General features: G+C 67.2%; 17 protein-coding genes. 6 read left to right on the top strand and 11 right to left on the bottom strand.

Features of this window, described 5'->3' with window-relative positions; all coding sequences use genetic code 11:
• Window positions 1-201: 201 nt before the first annotated feature.
• A complete protein-coding gene (locus tag Q7X29_RS29330) occupies window positions 202-2,229 on the bottom strand; it encodes a restriction endonuclease (RefSeq protein WP_316575980.1) in 2,028 nt (675 codons plus the stop codon).
• 595 nt (window positions 2,230-2,824) lie between these two features.
• Between Q7X29_RS29330 and Q7X29_RS29325 the strand changes: the two genes are divergently transcribed.
• Complete coding sequence (locus Q7X29_RS29325) at window positions 2,825-3,748, top strand: hypothetical protein (protein ID WP_316575979.1); 924 nt, start codon at window positions 2,825-2,827, stop codon at window positions 3,746-3,748.
• 496 nt (window positions 3,749-4,244) lie between these two features.
• On the opposite strand, the gene Q7X29_RS29320 is transcribed toward Q7X29_RS29325, so the two are convergent.
• From Q7X29_RS29320 to Q7X29_RS33155, 3 genes are all read right to left on the bottom strand, one after another.
• Window positions 4,245-5,354 carry a DUF6670 family protein gene (locus Q7X29_RS29320; RefSeq protein WP_316575978.1) on the bottom strand — a complete coding sequence of 370 codons (1,110 nt, stop codon included), beginning with the start codon at window positions 5,352-5,354 and terminating at the stop codon, window positions 4,245-4,247.
• Between the two features lie 271 nt (window positions 5,355-5,625).
• On the bottom strand, window positions 5,626-5,955 hold the full coding sequence (locus Q7X29_RS29315) for a hypothetical protein (protein WP_316575977.1): 330 nt from the start codon (window positions 5,953-5,955) through the stop codon (window positions 5,626-5,628).
• A gap of 96 nt (window positions 5,956-6,051) precedes the next feature.
• Window positions 6,052-6,342, bottom strand: coding sequence for a hypothetical protein (locus Q7X29_RS33155; protein ID WP_394358748.1), 291 nt, complete (start codon window positions 6,340-6,342; stop codon window positions 6,052-6,054).
• 22 nt (window positions 6,343-6,364) lie between these two features.
• Between Q7X29_RS33155 and Q7X29_RS29305 the strand changes: the two genes are divergently transcribed.
• Window positions 6,365-7,312 carry an alpha/beta fold hydrolase gene (locus Q7X29_RS29305; RefSeq protein WP_218719848.1) on the top strand — a complete coding sequence of 316 codons (948 nt, stop codon included), beginning with the start codon at window positions 6,365-6,367 and terminating at the stop codon, window positions 7,310-7,312.
• A 13-nt stretch (window positions 7,313-7,325) separates the two neighbouring features.
• Here the strand turns inward: Q7X29_RS29305 and Q7X29_RS29300 are convergent, their stop codons facing one another.
• Genes Q7X29_RS29300 through Q7X29_RS29290 form a run of 3 tightly spaced genes read right to left on the bottom strand, consistent with a single transcriptional unit; the run spans window position 7,326 to window position 8,883 of the window.
• Complete coding sequence (locus Q7X29_RS29300) at window positions 7,326-7,538, bottom strand: hypothetical protein (protein ID WP_316575976.1); 213 nt, start codon at window positions 7,536-7,538, stop codon at window positions 7,326-7,328.
• On the bottom strand, window positions 7,538-8,458 hold the full coding sequence (locus tag Q7X29_RS29295) for an alcohol dehydrogenase catalytic domain-containing protein (protein WP_316575975.1): 921 nt from the start codon (window positions 8,456-8,458) through the stop codon (window positions 7,538-7,540). Before Q7X29_RS29295 ends, Q7X29_RS29300 begins: the two co-directional genes overlap by 1 nt.
• On the bottom strand, window positions 8,458-8,883 hold the full coding sequence (locus Q7X29_RS29290; protein ID WP_316575974.1) for a tautomerase family protein: 426 nt from the start codon (window positions 8,881-8,883) through the stop codon (window positions 8,458-8,460). The genes Q7X29_RS29295 and Q7X29_RS29290 overlap by 1 nt, the downstream gene beginning before the upstream one ends.
• Before the next feature lie 79 nt (window positions 8,884-8,962).
• Here Q7X29_RS29290 and Q7X29_RS29285 point away from each other — a divergent pair, with 79 nt between their 5' ends.
• The gene (locus Q7X29_RS29285) at window positions 8,963-9,547 is read left to right on the top strand and encodes a TetR/AcrR family transcriptional regulator (RefSeq protein ID WP_316575973.1); all 585 of its coding nucleotides are present in this window, start codon (window positions 8,963-8,965) and stop codon (window positions 9,545-9,547) included.
• Window positions 9,548-9,569: 22 nt separating this feature from the next.
• Here the strand turns inward: Q7X29_RS29285 and Q7X29_RS29280 are convergent, their stop codons facing one another.
• Entirely contained in the window at window positions 9,570-10,115 is a 546-nt protein-coding gene (locus Q7X29_RS29280) for a MarR family winged helix-turn-helix transcriptional regulator (protein WP_316575972.1), read from the bottom strand.
• 247 nt (window positions 10,116-10,362) lie between these two features.
• Here Q7X29_RS29280 and Q7X29_RS29275 point away from each other — a divergent pair, with 247 nt between their 5' ends.
• Entirely contained in the window at window positions 10,363-11,289 is a 927-nt protein-coding gene (locus tag Q7X29_RS29275; protein ID WP_316575971.1) for a helix-turn-helix transcriptional regulator, read from the top strand.
• Here the strand turns inward: Q7X29_RS29275 and Q7X29_RS29270 are convergent.
• A complete protein-coding gene (locus Q7X29_RS29270; protein ID WP_316575970.1) occupies window positions 11,272-11,883 on the bottom strand; it encodes a class I SAM-dependent methyltransferase in 612 nt (203 codons plus the stop codon). The two genes, Q7X29_RS29275 and Q7X29_RS29270, sit on opposite strands and share 18 nt — an antisense overlap.
• A 121-nt stretch (window positions 11,884-12,004) precedes the next feature.
• Here Q7X29_RS29270 and Q7X29_RS29265 point away from each other — a divergent pair, with 121 nt between their 5' ends.
• Together Q7X29_RS29265 and Q7X29_RS29260 are read left to right on the top strand one after the other, a co-directional pair.
• On the top strand, window positions 12,005-12,934 hold the full coding sequence (locus Q7X29_RS29265; protein ID WP_218719855.1) for a DoxX family protein: 930 nt from the start codon (window positions 12,005-12,007) through the stop codon (window positions 12,932-12,934).
• A gap of 213 nt (window positions 12,935-13,147) precedes the next feature.
• Window positions 13,148-13,435 carry a hypothetical protein gene (locus Q7X29_RS29260; protein ID WP_316575969.1) on the top strand — a complete coding sequence of 96 codons (288 nt, stop codon included), beginning with the start codon at window positions 13,148-13,150 and terminating at the stop codon, window positions 13,433-13,435.
• Between the two features lie 5 nt (window positions 13,436-13,440).
• Here Q7X29_RS29260 and Q7X29_RS29255 read toward each other — a convergent pair whose 3' ends face one another.
• Together Q7X29_RS29255 and Q7X29_RS29250 are read right to left on the bottom strand one after the other, a co-directional pair.
• Window positions 13,441-13,764: a hypothetical protein gene (locus Q7X29_RS29255; protein WP_316575968.1), complete on the bottom strand. Its 324-nt coding sequence runs from the start codon at window positions 13,762-13,764 to the stop codon at window positions 13,441-13,443.
• Between the two features lie 19 nt (window positions 13,765-13,783).
• Window positions 13,784-14,269 carry a MarR family winged helix-turn-helix transcriptional regulator gene (locus tag Q7X29_RS29250; protein ID WP_218719858.1) on the bottom strand — a complete coding sequence of 162 codons (486 nt, stop codon included), beginning with the start codon at window positions 14,267-14,269 and terminating at the stop codon, window positions 13,784-13,786.
• Window positions 14,270-14,297 lie beyond the last annotated feature (28 nt).

The raw sequence follows: 14,297 nt of genomic DNA, 5'->3' as shown, positions 1-14,297 counted from the left end.
TTACTCGGTTCCGGAATACGAGTCGACGTGTGAGTGGGGCGTTTGACGTGCAGAAATAGGACGGCGACGTCGTCGAGTTCCGAAGCGGACTAGCCTCTGGGAAGAAGTAGCACCCGGGTCGATTGTGCGGCCGGATTCCTTAGTCGGCGTCGAGCCCCGGATAGTTGCTCGTGCGCGTTCGATGCTCGGTCATTCTAAATGCTAGTCCGGCGCTTCTTCATCGAGGAGGTCTAAGGCTCGCGCGAGAGTGGCGAGCTTAGCTCGGACAAGCGCTGGGCTGTCAACGAGGTGATAGGCGACCGGTCGTCCGCGATCGGCACGCACCGTCCGGACCGAGTCAATCAACGGATGCTGCAGCAAGTCGAGCGTCGCCTCAATATCTGTGGGGTGTGGGCGAGAACCGGTGCTTCCCTCGCGTGCAATCAAGTAGATCTGATCGCTGGTTAGCGCCCCGCGTGTGATCTCATCGGTGTCGCGTGCCTCTTCCGCGAGCACAGTGATGATCTGAGCCAGAAGGTCTATTCGACGTTCGGCACCGGACCAGCGAAGGTCGAGTCGCCGTCGGTCGTCCTCTTTGCCGGTGATTAGACCTAGGTAATGATAGGGCGACAGCGGCGAATTAGCGTGGCGTGCAAGGACTTCCGTCAACTCGGCCGTCGTGATCAGGGCGACACCATTTTGCTCTGCTCGCGTTCGTATCCGCCCTGTATCGAAGCTGGGTCCAACCAGGACGACATGGTCGGCTCGGTGCTTGGCTTGATGCTCGCGCAGCGTATCAAATGATACCGCCCCCTCGTTTACAGATCCTGATCTCGCAGACTTGGCATCCACGATGATTCTCACTGGCTTTAGCTCGTTATTGTCCACAGTCGCCAGTACATCTGTCTTGCCGCCGCCACCGATATGGCGGGCCTCGAAACCGAGAAATTGAAACGCGCGCGCTACGGCTTGCTCGAGCCGGACTGGGCTATCGGAATCCCTGCCCCCGTTCATCAAATCGCGGCCGATGTCCGCGGCCTGCTGTAGCTGGGTCTCGCCCGTCGGTTCGCAGGTCTCGCTCACGCCCGTCTCGCCGGACCCGCTGGTCTCTGCAACGTCGCGTGGTGTTTGCAGGGGATACCGGGCTGCGATTTCCTCACCGAGAGCGGTCGACTGGTAGCGCCAGTTCGCCCGCTCCATGATCAGCCCAGCCGCCATGAGGATCTGAAGGCGTGTTCGGACGCCACCTACATCGGCACGGCGAAGCCCGTAGTTCTCCACGGCCGCGCGAGCGAGATCCGGTGCTCGATCGTGCTCCCGCAGCATGGGGATGATTTCGAGCATGAACAGGTATCGGGTGTGCATTGCAAGCGCCAAGTCGAGCGGCTCTGCCGTCTCCAGCCAAGCACGGGCAGCGGGTGTGGGCTCGTAGACATTTAACGATGTTTGTTCGATCAGGCCGGACTTGGTGAGCGTTGTGAGGATCGCGCCAAAAGAAGATTCACTCACCCCAAAGTGCTTTTCGGCAAAAGTGAGCAGTTGAGCTTTACTAACGGAAGGAGAAGCGGCATTGACCAACGCCTGCAGGGCTTGGACGACGTCGGTCTCTCCCTTGCCGCGCGGCACGTACCCAAGAATCTGATTCCGGGATTCGAGCGCCGTCGGTGTCAGGTCGGCAAGGAGGTCCGCAATGGCGGTTGGTGGGTCTTTAATCTCTACTGGCTGCGCCGGGGAATTATCTACCTCTGTTGGGCCGTCGAGAGCGAGGCTAGATAGCAACTCTTCGCCGCGGTCGGTGAGAGCCACGAGTGTTGCAGTCCGGTACTCGACTGCGCCCATGCATGAAAGCCAAGTCACACGCCGTCGCGCCTGATCGGCCGTGGTCCACATGAGGTCATACCGGGTAGCTGCTGCCTCCATGAGTTCGCGCACCGAGAGTGGGCCTGGTCGAAGGGTGTCCAACAACTCGCCCACATACCTGACGTGGCGGTGGAAGATCGCCAAAAGTGCGGCGTCATCGCCCGACTCGAGCCAAGCCAGTGCCTCGTCAGCGACCGCAACGTGGGTACGGTCGACCGGCTGTACGAACCCAGCGGATGACAACGGCTTCAACGCGTCGCGTAGCGATCGCTCTTGGCCGCTCCCGTCGCTGATCGCGACCGTCAACAGTCCATCGTGTGCGAGGACAGCCTGCAGCAGCTCGCGCAAAATGACGATCTGTCGCCCCCCGCCGCCAGGCAGGTACGGCATAGCCGAGAGACGGGACCTCCATGGCAGTGGCCTGACGACAACTGCGTCGCTCGGCTCGTCAACGCGATTCCCTCTACCATTAAGATCGCTTGGAGCAGCATCCATCAGGATATTATGAATGATCGGTGGCTCTTCTGTGCTCCGATGCGTGAGAACCTCGGACACCCCCCGCAGGTGGTCACGAGTCGTCGTGGAGCCTGGTTCAGGTATCTCGCTTCAACTGCTGGTAGAAGTCTCGCTGAACCTCATCGGATCCCCGGTTAGGGATCGGCGAGGGTCTGCGTGTAGTAGGCGGGTGCGATGAATTGGTGGCCGGAGCGCACGCTCCGGGCGACCTTGTTCCACTGATTCGGCAGAAGTCAGACAATCGGGCCACGAGGAGGCAGGAGCCATGCAACTCCTTCCGCCCTCCACGCCGCCAGACTCTTGCTGCAATCCATCTACGCCGGCCAGATCCGTTGCGGCGGCCGGGTCGGTGAGGGCTTGGACGACGGTTCCAGGCCAGGGATGGGGCCGCAGCCCCACTCGGTCAGGGGAGCGGTCGTGTCGGTCACCGAGCCGCGCATTGTCAGGGTGGGTGCTTAGGCTCGGCGGCATGACGCAGAGGACGACAGTTACGGAATTGGTCGCGCTGGACGATGAGACCCGAGAGCGATTGGAGGCGCTAACTCCCAAAATCGAGGAGCTGGCGGACTTCTACTGCGATGCGGGCCACCCTATGCCAGGCAGCCAACTGGCGTCCGATTTCGAGGCGCTGACCACGCAGACGACTGTGGCAACCATCCCTGTCATCGGGTTGAACGCGCTCGACCACCTGCAAATGGCTGCCAGGGGTGTGCTGCGCGCACGTCAGATCTCGACGTTCTCGACCTTCACTCTCGTTCGGTCGGCGATCACTGCCGCTGGACTCGGCGGGTGGATTCTCGCTGCCGAGACGGAGAAGGAACGGCAGTCCCGGACGCTCTGCGTGGCGTACCACGAGGCAAAGAACAACCGAACTGCCGCCCGTGAACTCGTCAACAACCACTCCGAGCGGGATGCCACGCCGGAGAACGAGCATTACAACACGCGCCGAGACTCCGCGCTCGGCACGATCGAGAAGTTGAACGCTCAACTCGACGCGATTGTGGCTGACGCTGTCCGTATTGGGGTAGGCGACAGCCCGACCGCAGAGACGATCGAGAAGCACATCAAGGAGAAGCCGGCCGACACCGAGATCATCGGCGCTGCCGCTGCTCTCGTCACACCGCACGCGTACTACGCCGACTTCGGCGCCAAGAGCGAGATTCTGCTCCGATGGCGGACTATGAGCGCCCACGCCCACGGGTTGAGTTGGGCCGCGCGCATGTCGGTGGTCGAGGCGACGACCGACGAGGGTCGTCAGTTGTCGATCTGGAACCCACAAGGTGAGGATCTGCTCCAAGGGATACAGGTCGCGTGGGATCTCCTGTACGGGATGACCGATAGGTACATCGAGCTAATGGGAAGGCGTCCGGCGTCGCCGGACGAAGTCAGCTGAGTCCGGCCCTTCTGCTGCCCACGCGCCTTGCTGGTGTCAGTGTCAGTGTCAGTGTCATGTCGGTGTCACGATTCAACCTCAGCTGACACGGCCCGACGCTGGGCGGTGGTCCAGCGCGGATCGATGAACTGGTTGTGTGCCAGCGTGTTCCGGGGGCTGATACTGTCACCGCATGGCTGACGCGGAGGTGTGGCACATGGCAAGCAAGTGGGCTGTCAAGTGGGTCGAGTTCCGCTTCAACGTGTAAGTCGTTGCGCCTGGGGTGAATCGAAGGAGTCAGCTTCGAACCCTTTTCGGTGAGATCTGTCGAACGTCGATGTTCCGTTCGAGATCCGTCGGGTTCTCGAGGTCGCCGGGTACATCGACCCGTTGAGCTGCTGGAGTCCATCGGCCACCCCGCCCACGGCCGCCGGTGGCATCCACACCGTCTCACCCGCACAGGGCATAGTCGTCCGCTGCTGTCGATGACCGCGAACTCGGAATACTCGGAACTCGATCAGATCGGTTCTGCGAGCTGGTCGAGGAAGCTCGCAGCTGCCCGATTGGCTGGCTCGTTGTCGATGTACTCCATGTAGCCTCGCGAAGTGAACTCTCGGCCTTGAAAATTGCCGTGACAGCGGTAGCCGATGATGTATCCGCGGCCGACACCGAAACGTGGAGGCGAGTCGACCGTGCCGTGAACGACAAGGTCCTCGCCCGCGGTCCAAGTGAATCGAATCGGGAGACGCATCTGATTGCCGTACGGGTCGGTCGTGGTTTCGGCAGCATATTCGGTGACCTCGAACCGCACATCCCGGTGCGTCACCCAGGTGGGCTGGTCGACGGAGCGGTGGTACGCCATGGTCAACAGCGGTTCGCCCACTGCATGTACGTCGGCCAGCAGTAGATGTGTGCGGTCGTCTATCGCGATCACCTGGTAGCTGAAGAAGTCGACCGGCGCTTTCGATGCGGCGCTCAGTGGTCGATCAATGAGACCGTGGAGACCGACACAGGCGGCGTATTCGAAGGTGCCGATCCCTGAGACCGCAGTGCGCTCGCCGCCGGCAGCGACCCAGCCGTCGTATTCGACACACAGGCTCAAGTGGTCATAGGCCGGTATGCGCGCGAACCAAGCGACCTGGCCGGTCGCGTGTAGTCGCAGGTCGGCGGTCAATCCAGCGGTCCGCACCGACACCCGGAAGTCGGGATAGGTGCCCTCGATGACGACGTCGCCGCCACCGAAGTCCAGCAGCGAGCCGTCCGCTTCGAGTCGACATTGTTCGGTCATCGAATACGCCCGATAGAAGGCCGCCCCGGGCGCGGCCGTCGACACCGATACGGTGACGGTGTCACGGGGAGTGGTGGTTACCGCGTGGTCATTGTCCAGTGCGGTCGCGCCCGGCAGTCCGGCGATCACCATGGTGCTGAAATATCGATGCGGCTCAGGCAGATCCGGGATCATCACTCCGTAGTGGGTCCACCCGTACCGATGCCCGCCGACGTGCGGCTTCAGCATGCCCGGCTGTGTGAAGGGACGGTTGGTCGCGCGGATCGCCAGTCCGGAGAACCAGGGAAGAACGCGGAATAACGCCGGTTTCGCGGTTCGCCAGAGGATGTTCGGTCGCATGCATCGTGATCCTCCTCGATGTAGGAAATATGCGTATCCACGAGTCGCATATAAATCCGACGATCGCGGTCAGTCGGACGTCCACTCCATCGAAGCCTCCTGCGCGCTGGAGTGCCTCACGAGCGAACATCCGCACATGCCGCCGCCGTCCGGCGAATACGACTGCCGGCCACAGCGCTGTTGAACCGCATATCGGGCATCTTCGAGCTGGCTGTTCAGATGACGAACCGGTCGGTGACGATCGTGTCTCCCTGGCGTCGCATGCTGAGTGCTACCACGTCGCGAAGATCCAGACGAACGTGGCTGTGGTCAGCAGGGAGCTCGTCGCTGCTGCGATCAGGGCTGGCCTGATCGTCGGGCGGGTGAACCAGAGGGTGGCTGCGAGGCCGGAGGTCACCGCGAGGGGGACGAACCAGATGTCGAGCAGCCAGGGGAGTTCCCACTCGGCGGCGATCAGGAGGTTCAGAGTGCCGAGCAGGGTTGCCCAGTTGATCAGATAGCCGGCGCCGATGCCGAGGACTACTTGCGTTATGTCCGTGGCGATTCGGAAGGTTCGTGATCGCTGTCGTAGTGCGGTCGCGGCTGTCCGGTCGTTTGTCATGTGCCCCCCTGGCTCCTGGTGATTCCGAGGGTAGCGGGGGTCAGGTGCCAGAGGCGGTCGGTTGCCAGGTGCTGGCCGGTGGGGTGTCGTGCGGAGTCACTGGGCGATGCCGTGGCGTAGGCCGCCGATGACGTAGGCGCCTGCGCTGTCGGGGTCGAGGGCGGCACGGGTGATCAGGCTGGGGGCCAGCGGGTCGGCGTAGTGATCGGCGATGAAGAGGTGGGTGCGTTCGGGTGGCCAAGTCGACGGCATGCGTCCGAAGCGGCGGGCCGCGCCGCGGTAGCCCCGGTGCACCAAGGTGGGGTTCTGCGCACCCTCGGGGGTTCGGCGCCAGCACTCGGGGACCTGATGACGGGGACGGATTCGGCGCAGAGTTGAACCTGTCACCGTCAGCGATCCGGAGGTTCCGATGTCGAGCAGCATCACCGCCCACTCGGAGCGTCGGGTCACGGTCACGACCGGTGACGGAGTCGAGCTCGCGGTTCGCGAATACGGCAGCCGCTACGCCGAGCTCACCGTGGTCCTCATCCACGGGCACTGCCTGCGCACCGAGTCGTGGACCGATGTGCGCGACACCCTGCTGCGCGATCATCCCGGCGCGCGGGTCGTCTGCTACGACCATCGCGGCCACGGCGACTCGGCGACGGCGCCGCGCCAGACCTACACCCTCGAACAGCTCGGCCGCGACCTGCACGAGGTGCTCGACGCCGTCGCGCCGACCGGGCCGGTCGTGCTGGTCGGCCATTCGATGGGCGGCATGACCGTGTTGACCTACGCCGACCTGTACCGCGCGGAGATCGGCACCCGCATCGTCGGCGTCGGGCTGGTCGCGACCGCCGCGAACGGGCTCGCCGACGCGGGCTTCGGGCGGCTGCTGCGCAACCCGATCATCGCCGTCTTCCAGGCCGCCGTCCGGCGCGCGCCGCGGCTGATGCAGCAGGTGAAGGTGCTGGCATGCAAGGTTTTCGCGCCGGTCGTGCGGGCCGCCGAGTTCGGTGATCGCACGGTCAGCGCGCGGGTGCTGGCGCTGGCCGAGGCGATGCACAACGCCACGTCGATCGTCACGATGGCGACCTTCCTGAGCGCCTTCAAGGCGTTCGACCGCACCGACGCGCTGCCCGTGCTGTCGCAGATCCCCACCCTGGTGCTGTGCGGCTCGGCCGACCTGATGACGCCGCCGTCGCATTCGGTCGCCATGGCCGCCGCCGTCGACTTCGCGGATTTCGTCCTGATCGACGGCGCCGGCCACTCGGTGATCCTCGAGCAGCCCGCGCGGGTCGCCGAGGCCGTCGCGCGGCTGGTCGCCCGGGCGAGCGCCGACCGCCTCGATGTCGAGAGCCTGGCTCTGGCGGCCTGACCTCCGCGCCCGGCTACGCGGCCGGCCCCAGCGGCGGCCGGTGCAGGACGAGCTTGGTGGTGTGGGCTCGGTAGGCCTCGGGCGCGTCGTCCCAGTCCGCCAGCAGGGTCGTGACGGTCTCGGCGGGGAACTCGGTACCGGCGATGAAGTCGAGCAGGTCCGGCAGATGCGGACGGACATGGGACACACCGATTTTCAGCGTCGCGTCGTTGGCGTACATGTGCATCAGCGGCACCTTCGTGCCCGGTGCGAGGTAGTAGCCGACCGGGGTGCAGATTCCGCCCGGCTGGAGGGCGCGCAGGGCCGCGTCCACGCCGGCGGCGGTGGAGGTGGACTCGACGGCGATGTCGTAGTGCCGGGCGGGAAGGTCGGTGCGGCGGAGCTTGCCCTTGGCGATCGGATGCGCGCGGGCGCCGAGTTTTCGGCGATCGCCAGGCGTTCCGGGCGGTGATCGACGTAGTCGACGACCTCGGCGCCGTGCGCGACCGCCAGCCCGGCCGCGTAGAGGCCGATGCTCTGCGCGGCGCCGGCCAGAACGAGCACGGAACCGCCGGGGCGCTCGGCGAGCGGGCCGACGACACAGCGCCAAGCATCGGTGAGATTGTCACTGGCGGCGGCGACGCGCAGTGGGTCGATTCCGCCGGGCACGCGCACGAGCATGTGGTCGGCGAACGGGACGCGCAGCAGATCGGCGACCATGCCGCCCCACGGTCCGCTGGCCGGTCCGAAACCGAACGCGGCCAGCGTGCCGGTGCGGGTCGTCGCGCACTTGGCGGTCAGCCCGCGCGCGCATTCCGGGCATGCCCCGCACGACACCGCCCACGGCACGACCACGACGTCACCGGGGGCCAAGCCGGTGACCTCGGGGCCCACCTCGACGACTTCCGCGACGCACTCGTGGCCGATGCCGAACGGACCACGGAACGGCACGTCACCGCAAATGCTCGCCACCACCGGGTCGATGAATCCGGCACGCAGGCCGAGCTGCATGGCCCGGGAGACGTGCCGGTGGATCGGCATGGTGTCGCCGTCGCACCTGGCGGCGACGAACGGACGGACGAGCGCGTCGCGTGGCCCCCGCAGGACCGGGTCGGGTCGTTCGCGCCAGGCGAGGTGATGAGCACGGACCAGGTGCAGTTCGCGCATCAGCCGCGAGCCTGGGCCGCGAGCGCTTTCAGCTCGGCGAAGCGGATGATGTTGCCCGCCGCGCCCCAGGTGCCCTCGGGCTGTTCGTGGATGAGGACCCAGACTCGGAGCGCGTCGGCCTCGGTGAGAGCGGCGGCGGCGAGGACATCGGCGGTCACCTGCTCGACCAGACCGGCTTTGCGGCGGTCCGACAGCGCGCCCTCCGGGACGGTGGCGTCGACCCGGAAGCGGGGCAACTCGTCTTCGGCGGTGCCGAAGGCGCCGGCAGAGACCTCGGTGATCAGGCACCAGGCCTGGGCCCGGAAGAACGCCGTGTCGGGAGCGCCCTCCCAGATGAGCAGGGTGGTGGCGAGCGTCTTCTGCAACCGCTGCCGGGCCTCACCGGTCAGGACGCCCGCGGGCAGCGTGAGCTGGATCATCGGCATGGGAACGCCTCCGTTATAACGACTGTTATAAATCATGGACGGTACGCTATGACGGTCGTTATGGGCAAGGAGGTGCGGGATGGCGCAGTCGGACGCGCGCGATCGACTGGTGGCCGGTGCCGCCGACATGCTGCGGCGGCGCGGGTTGAACGCGACGAGCGTGCGCGAGCTGGCCAAGCATTCCGGTGCGCCGCTGGGCTCGACCTATCACTATTTCCCCGGCGGGAAATCGCAACTGGCCGCCGAGGCGGTGCGCCTGGCCGACGCGCTGACCGTGCGCAAACTGACCGCCGAGTTGTCGGCCGGTCCGGTGTCCGGTCTGCGCGCGTTTGTCGCCATGTGGCGAAAGATCTTGGTGGACAGTGATTTCCAGGCGGGCTGCCCGGTGCTGGCGGTGTCGGTGGAGGATCAGCCCGACGAGGACGACGAGCCACGCCGGGCCGCCGCCGAGGCGTTCGGACACTGGACGGTCCTGCTCGCCGAATCGCTGCGCGCGCACGGGGCGGCCGAGGGCGCCGCCGAGCGGACGGCCACCTTGATCGTCGCCGCGCTCGAGGGCACTGTCGCCCTGTGCCGGGCGCAGCGCGATATCCGGCCGCTCGACCGGACCGCCGAGGCGCTGGAAAGCGTCGTGCGCGGCGTCATCAGCGCTGCCGCGCACTAACGGAACTCGGCCGACTTTCTATTCAATTATTCGAATCAGTGGGTTCCGGGCGGGCCTTTTCGGAGCTCTTTCCGGTCCCTGACGACAATTCCTTCGTATTTCGGACGATACGTCCGAAGGCGTCGGCGACGGTATCGAGCGCGGTGTCGGTGACGGGTTCGACGAAGTGGTCGCGGACTATTTTCTCGTGGCCGGGCAGGGCGGCGGCCACGGTGCGGGTGCCCGCGGGGGTGAGGTGGGCGACGACGCCACGGCGGTCGTGCGGGTCGGGCCGCCGCAGCACCAGGTCGCGGGACTCCAGGGCACGGACCAGGTGGGTGAGCTGGCCACGGGAGACGTGGACGCGGTCGGCGAGCACGCTCATGCGCAGGGCGCGATGGGGTGCGCGGTGCAGGGCGAGCAGAATCCGGAATTCGGGAAAGCTCAGGTTGTAGCCCTGTTCCAATTGGCGGTTGACGACCTCGTCGAGATCGGACTTTCCGGCGAGGTAGATACGCCAAGCCAGTCGCTCCCGTGGCGTCAGTTCGTTGTCGCTCTCGTTCGCCGAGCGGGAACGCTCGTCCGCCATGGCGCGGATATTACCGGGTTGATGTCGATCACATCGGGTGCGCCGAGGCTATTTGTCCGCACCGCGAACAGTGATGTCGGGGGGCTATTCGTTGAAGATTTTACTATCCCCGGAGAAGGCATTCCGGCCGCTCGGTTGGTGTGCGTCACCTTCGTCTGAAAACCTTTGGCGCAGAGGTGATCTCGAGGAATAAGTCTTCGAAAATCCGTTCAGGACGCGAAATGTGTCGGGTCAGGGGGAATCTGAGATGGGCGCTGATGAGGACTGGGTGCGCCGGGTATCGCAGGCTCTCGCCCCGGTTCGGGTGGAATACGGCACGGAGCCGCGCACGCCGGGGCGGATCGAATCACATCGATTCACCGGCTTCGAGCTGACGATCCTGCGGGCGGGACGCCAGACGCTGCGGCGGCGTGAGTCGGCCGCGCGGGGCGACGAGCTGCTGGTGAGCATTCAGCTCGACGGGACCGGGGAGATCCAGCAATCCGGGCGCAGGATCGCGTTCGGCCCCGGCGATCTCGTCGTCTACCGGGCGAGCGAGTCGTTCCGGTGGGCGATGCACGGCGACTGGGCCCAGGTCGTGCTGCGGCTGCCGGTCGAGGTGTTCGCCGCCAGTCCGGCGTTCTGGGCGGCGCTGCCGCTACACGTCCCGGCCGCGGGCGCGGGCGAGGTGATCGCCCGGTTCTTCGCGGGTGTCGCGGCGCTGCCGCGGCCCGAGCAGGCCGGGCCGCTGGCGGCGGGCGGTCTGGACCTGGTGCGATCGATCGTCGCCGCCTCGGCGCGCCGGACGGTCGTCACACAGGCGCGGGCGCTCTCGCGTGGACAGCTGCTGGTGTTCCTGCGCAGGCACTTCACCGATCCGCGGCTGACCGTCGACGGCATCGCGCGCGGGTGCCTGGTCTCCCGGCGCACCCTGCACCGCGCCTTCGAGACCCTGCTGGGCACCAGTCCGGCCGCCATGCTGCGCCGGATGCGGGTCCGCCATGCCCGTCAGCTGCTGTTGCGCGACCGGGCGCGGTCGGTGGCCAGGATCGCCGAGGCCAGCGGGTTCTCCTCGACGCGGCAGTTCTACCGGGTCTTCCAGCACGAGACCGGCATGACACCGGGGCAGTTCCGCGTGGTGCGGGCGACCTCGGTGCGACTGCCCGCCCCACCCGAACTACCGATGAGCGCGTGAGCAGGCGAGGGCGGCCACCGGGCGGATGTCACCCTCGGCCGGACGCTGCCGCCGTTCGAGTTCGGTGAAGCCGGCCGCGCGAAGCACCTCGGCCAGCTCGTCGACCGGCCAGCGATAGGCCGCGGTCACCTTGTGCGGGAACGTCTCGACCTGTTCGGCGCTGTCGAAGAAGCCGAGCACCAGCCGGCCGCCGGGCCTCAACACCCGGGCGAATTCCGCCAGGACGGCGGGCAACTCGGCCGGCGTGAAGTGGATCAGGGAGAACCATGCGAGGATGCCGCCGACCGAGGCGGTGGGCGCGTCGATCGCGCGCAAGGAGCCGACGCGGAACGCCAGGTCGGGGTAGCGCGAGCGGGCGTGGGCGATGAATTCGGGGACCAGGTCGACGCCGGTGACGGTGACGCCGGCGGCGTGCAGGAGCTGGGTGAAGTGGCCGGGGCCGCACCCCAGATCGAGGATCGGACCGGGCACGTCGGTGAGCCGGCGCAGGACCAGGTCGGCGTCGTCGGGATGCAGGTCGTCGGGGCTGCCGAACAGATCGATGTAGAGCTCGTGGATCGCGGCGTAGGCCGTGCGGACGGTGGTGTCGGACACGGCGTCGACGGTAGCGGGCGGGTGTGACCGGATCGTTGTGTGGATCGTTTGTGGTGTGGGGTCCCGGGTAGTCGAATGGGGAGGAGCCGTTCTCCCCAGTCGTAGACGAAGGGATCAGACGATGCCGATGAAGCCAGTCCGCCGTGTTGCCCGCACTCTGTTGGCGACCACATTCGTCGCCGGTGGTGTCAACGCGTTGATGCACCCGAAACCGCGTGCCGCCGCGGCGACCGCACTCGCCGACCAGAGCAGGGCGACGCTGCCCGATTCGCTGGCCGCGCGGATACCCGACGACCCGGGCCGCCTGGTCAAGGTCAACGCCGTGGCCCAGATCGCGGGTGGTGTGCTGCTGGCCAGCGGCCGCGCGCCGCGACCGGCCGCCCTGGTGCTGGCCGCGACCGTGGTCCCCGGCACCGTCACCGAGCAGGACTTCTGGGCCGAGCCGGACCCGGATCGCCGCGCGGCCAAGCTGGCGGGGTTCCTCAAGGATCTGGGGCTGCTCGGTGGATTGCTGATCGCCGCGTCCGATACCGCGGGCAAGCCGTCACTGGGCTGGCGGGCCAGGCAGGCGCTGTCGCGCCGGGAATCGCGGGTGGCGGCGGAGAGCGCGGCCCTCGTCGGCGCGGCCAAGGTGCGCGGCGCGCACCTCGCCGAGGTCGCCAACGAGCAGGGCGCGCAGCTGGCCGAGATCGCCCGCGATCGGGGCCCGCAGATCGCGGAGGCGGCGCGCGAGCGCGGCGTGCAGCTCGCCGAGGTCGCCAAGGAGCGCGGCCCGGTGCTGGCCGAGGTCGCCAAGGAGCGCGGCGCGCAGCTGGCCGAGGTCGCCAAGGACCGGGGGCCGGTGCTGGCCGAAGCCGCGAAGGAACGGGGAACGCAGCTGGCCGAGGTGGCCAGGGAGCGGGGGCCGGTGCTGGCCGAAGCCGCCAAGGAGCGCGGCGCGCACCTGCTCGATGTCGCCCTGACCCGGGGTGCGCACGCGGCCGACGTCGTGCGTGAGCGGGCGGAGCGATTCGAGGAGGCGGCGCGGGAACGCCGGGCCGCGACCCACTGACGGCCGGACCACGGTGCCGGGGCTGCCCCGAGATCCGTGGTCTGTCACCGGTGCCCGACCCGGCGGAGAATGAACACGGGTCGGGCCGTATCGCCGAAAAATGCACGCCGAGAACCGCGCGAAGTGGGCAATCCACGCGAATCGGGTTTGGCGGGCGCATTCGGCGTGAATACTGCATGTTCGCAGTGCTTTTCGGAGAGTGGGATTCAGCTGATGGTGTCCGGTCGTGAAACGTCCAAGTACGCAGTGCGCGCCGCGGTGGTCGGCGTCGCGATGACGATCGGGCTGCTCGGTGCCGCCGCGCCCGCGTCGGCGCTGCCGGGCTCGGGCTCGGCGACCGGATCGGCCACCGGGTCAGCGGATCTGGCCTCGGGCTCGGCCTCCGGGTCCTCGAGCGCGGGTGCCGCGGGCGCCGCCGGCGCCTACCTGACCTGGCAGTCGGCGCAGTTCATCCAGAAGGCGATCCAGATGCTGCTCGCCGTGCCGCGTAATCAGCTGTAGGGCGGCTACTTCCAGGCCCGTTCCCAGCGTTCCGCCGCCCAGTCCCGCACGTCGGGGCTGAGCGCGATCGCGGGTAGCAGCAGCGCGAAGCCGATGACGAGCACGGCGAGCCGGACCCAGACGCTGAGTTCGGCGACGGCGCGCAGCAGCGCGGGCAGCACGCAGATCGCGGCGAGAACGACCAGGACGATGGCCGCGAGATTGCGGCCGGGGCCGGCGATCAGCGCGGCGCAGGTGCCGAAGCACAGGCCGAGGACCAATCCGCCGACGCCGACGAAGTAGTTGTCCCAGGCGAGCCAGCTCGGGCGGGCAGACCGTTGAGTGACCACGCGGCGGAGCTTAGCGCGCTCAGTCGTGCGCGCGCGGAGGTCTGGGCCACGGGTTTTCCTCGATCCGTTCGACCGAGTGGTTGAACTTCTGCATGAGCCTGCTCAATTCGGCCACGTCGTCGGGATCCCAGTCGGCGACGACGACGCCGATGCCCGCGGCCCGGTGCTTCTGATCGGCGGCCAGCGCGGCCTTGCCCTCGGCGGTCGCGCGCACCTTCCTGGCGACGCCGCCGTCCGGATCGGGCACCCGCTCCACCAGGTTCTGCTTCAGCATCGCGCCGACCTGGCGGTTGATGGTGGAGATGTCCAGCTGGAACGCTTCCGACAGTTCGCGCAGGCTCAGCGGTTCGCCCAGGTCCAGGCGGGTGAGGATGAGGAACGCGGAGCGGTCCAGCGCGAACCCGGGCCTGCGCCGCGTCGTGGTGGGGAAGTGGCGCGAGATCAGGTTCAGCTCGAACACCAGGCGGGTGAACGGGGTGTCGTCGGCGGGGCCGGAATCGGACATATGCCAACTATGTCGCGTGGATCACCGC

Origin of the sequence: Nocardia canadensis (genome assembly GCF_032656385.1) — a bacterium.
GTDB lineage: Bacteria > Actinomycetota > Actinomycetes > Mycobacteriales > Mycobacteriaceae > Nocardia > Nocardia canadensis.
The sequence above is the reverse complement of the archived record's forward strand: the minus strand, read 5'-3'. Positions and strand labels throughout refer to the sequence as shown.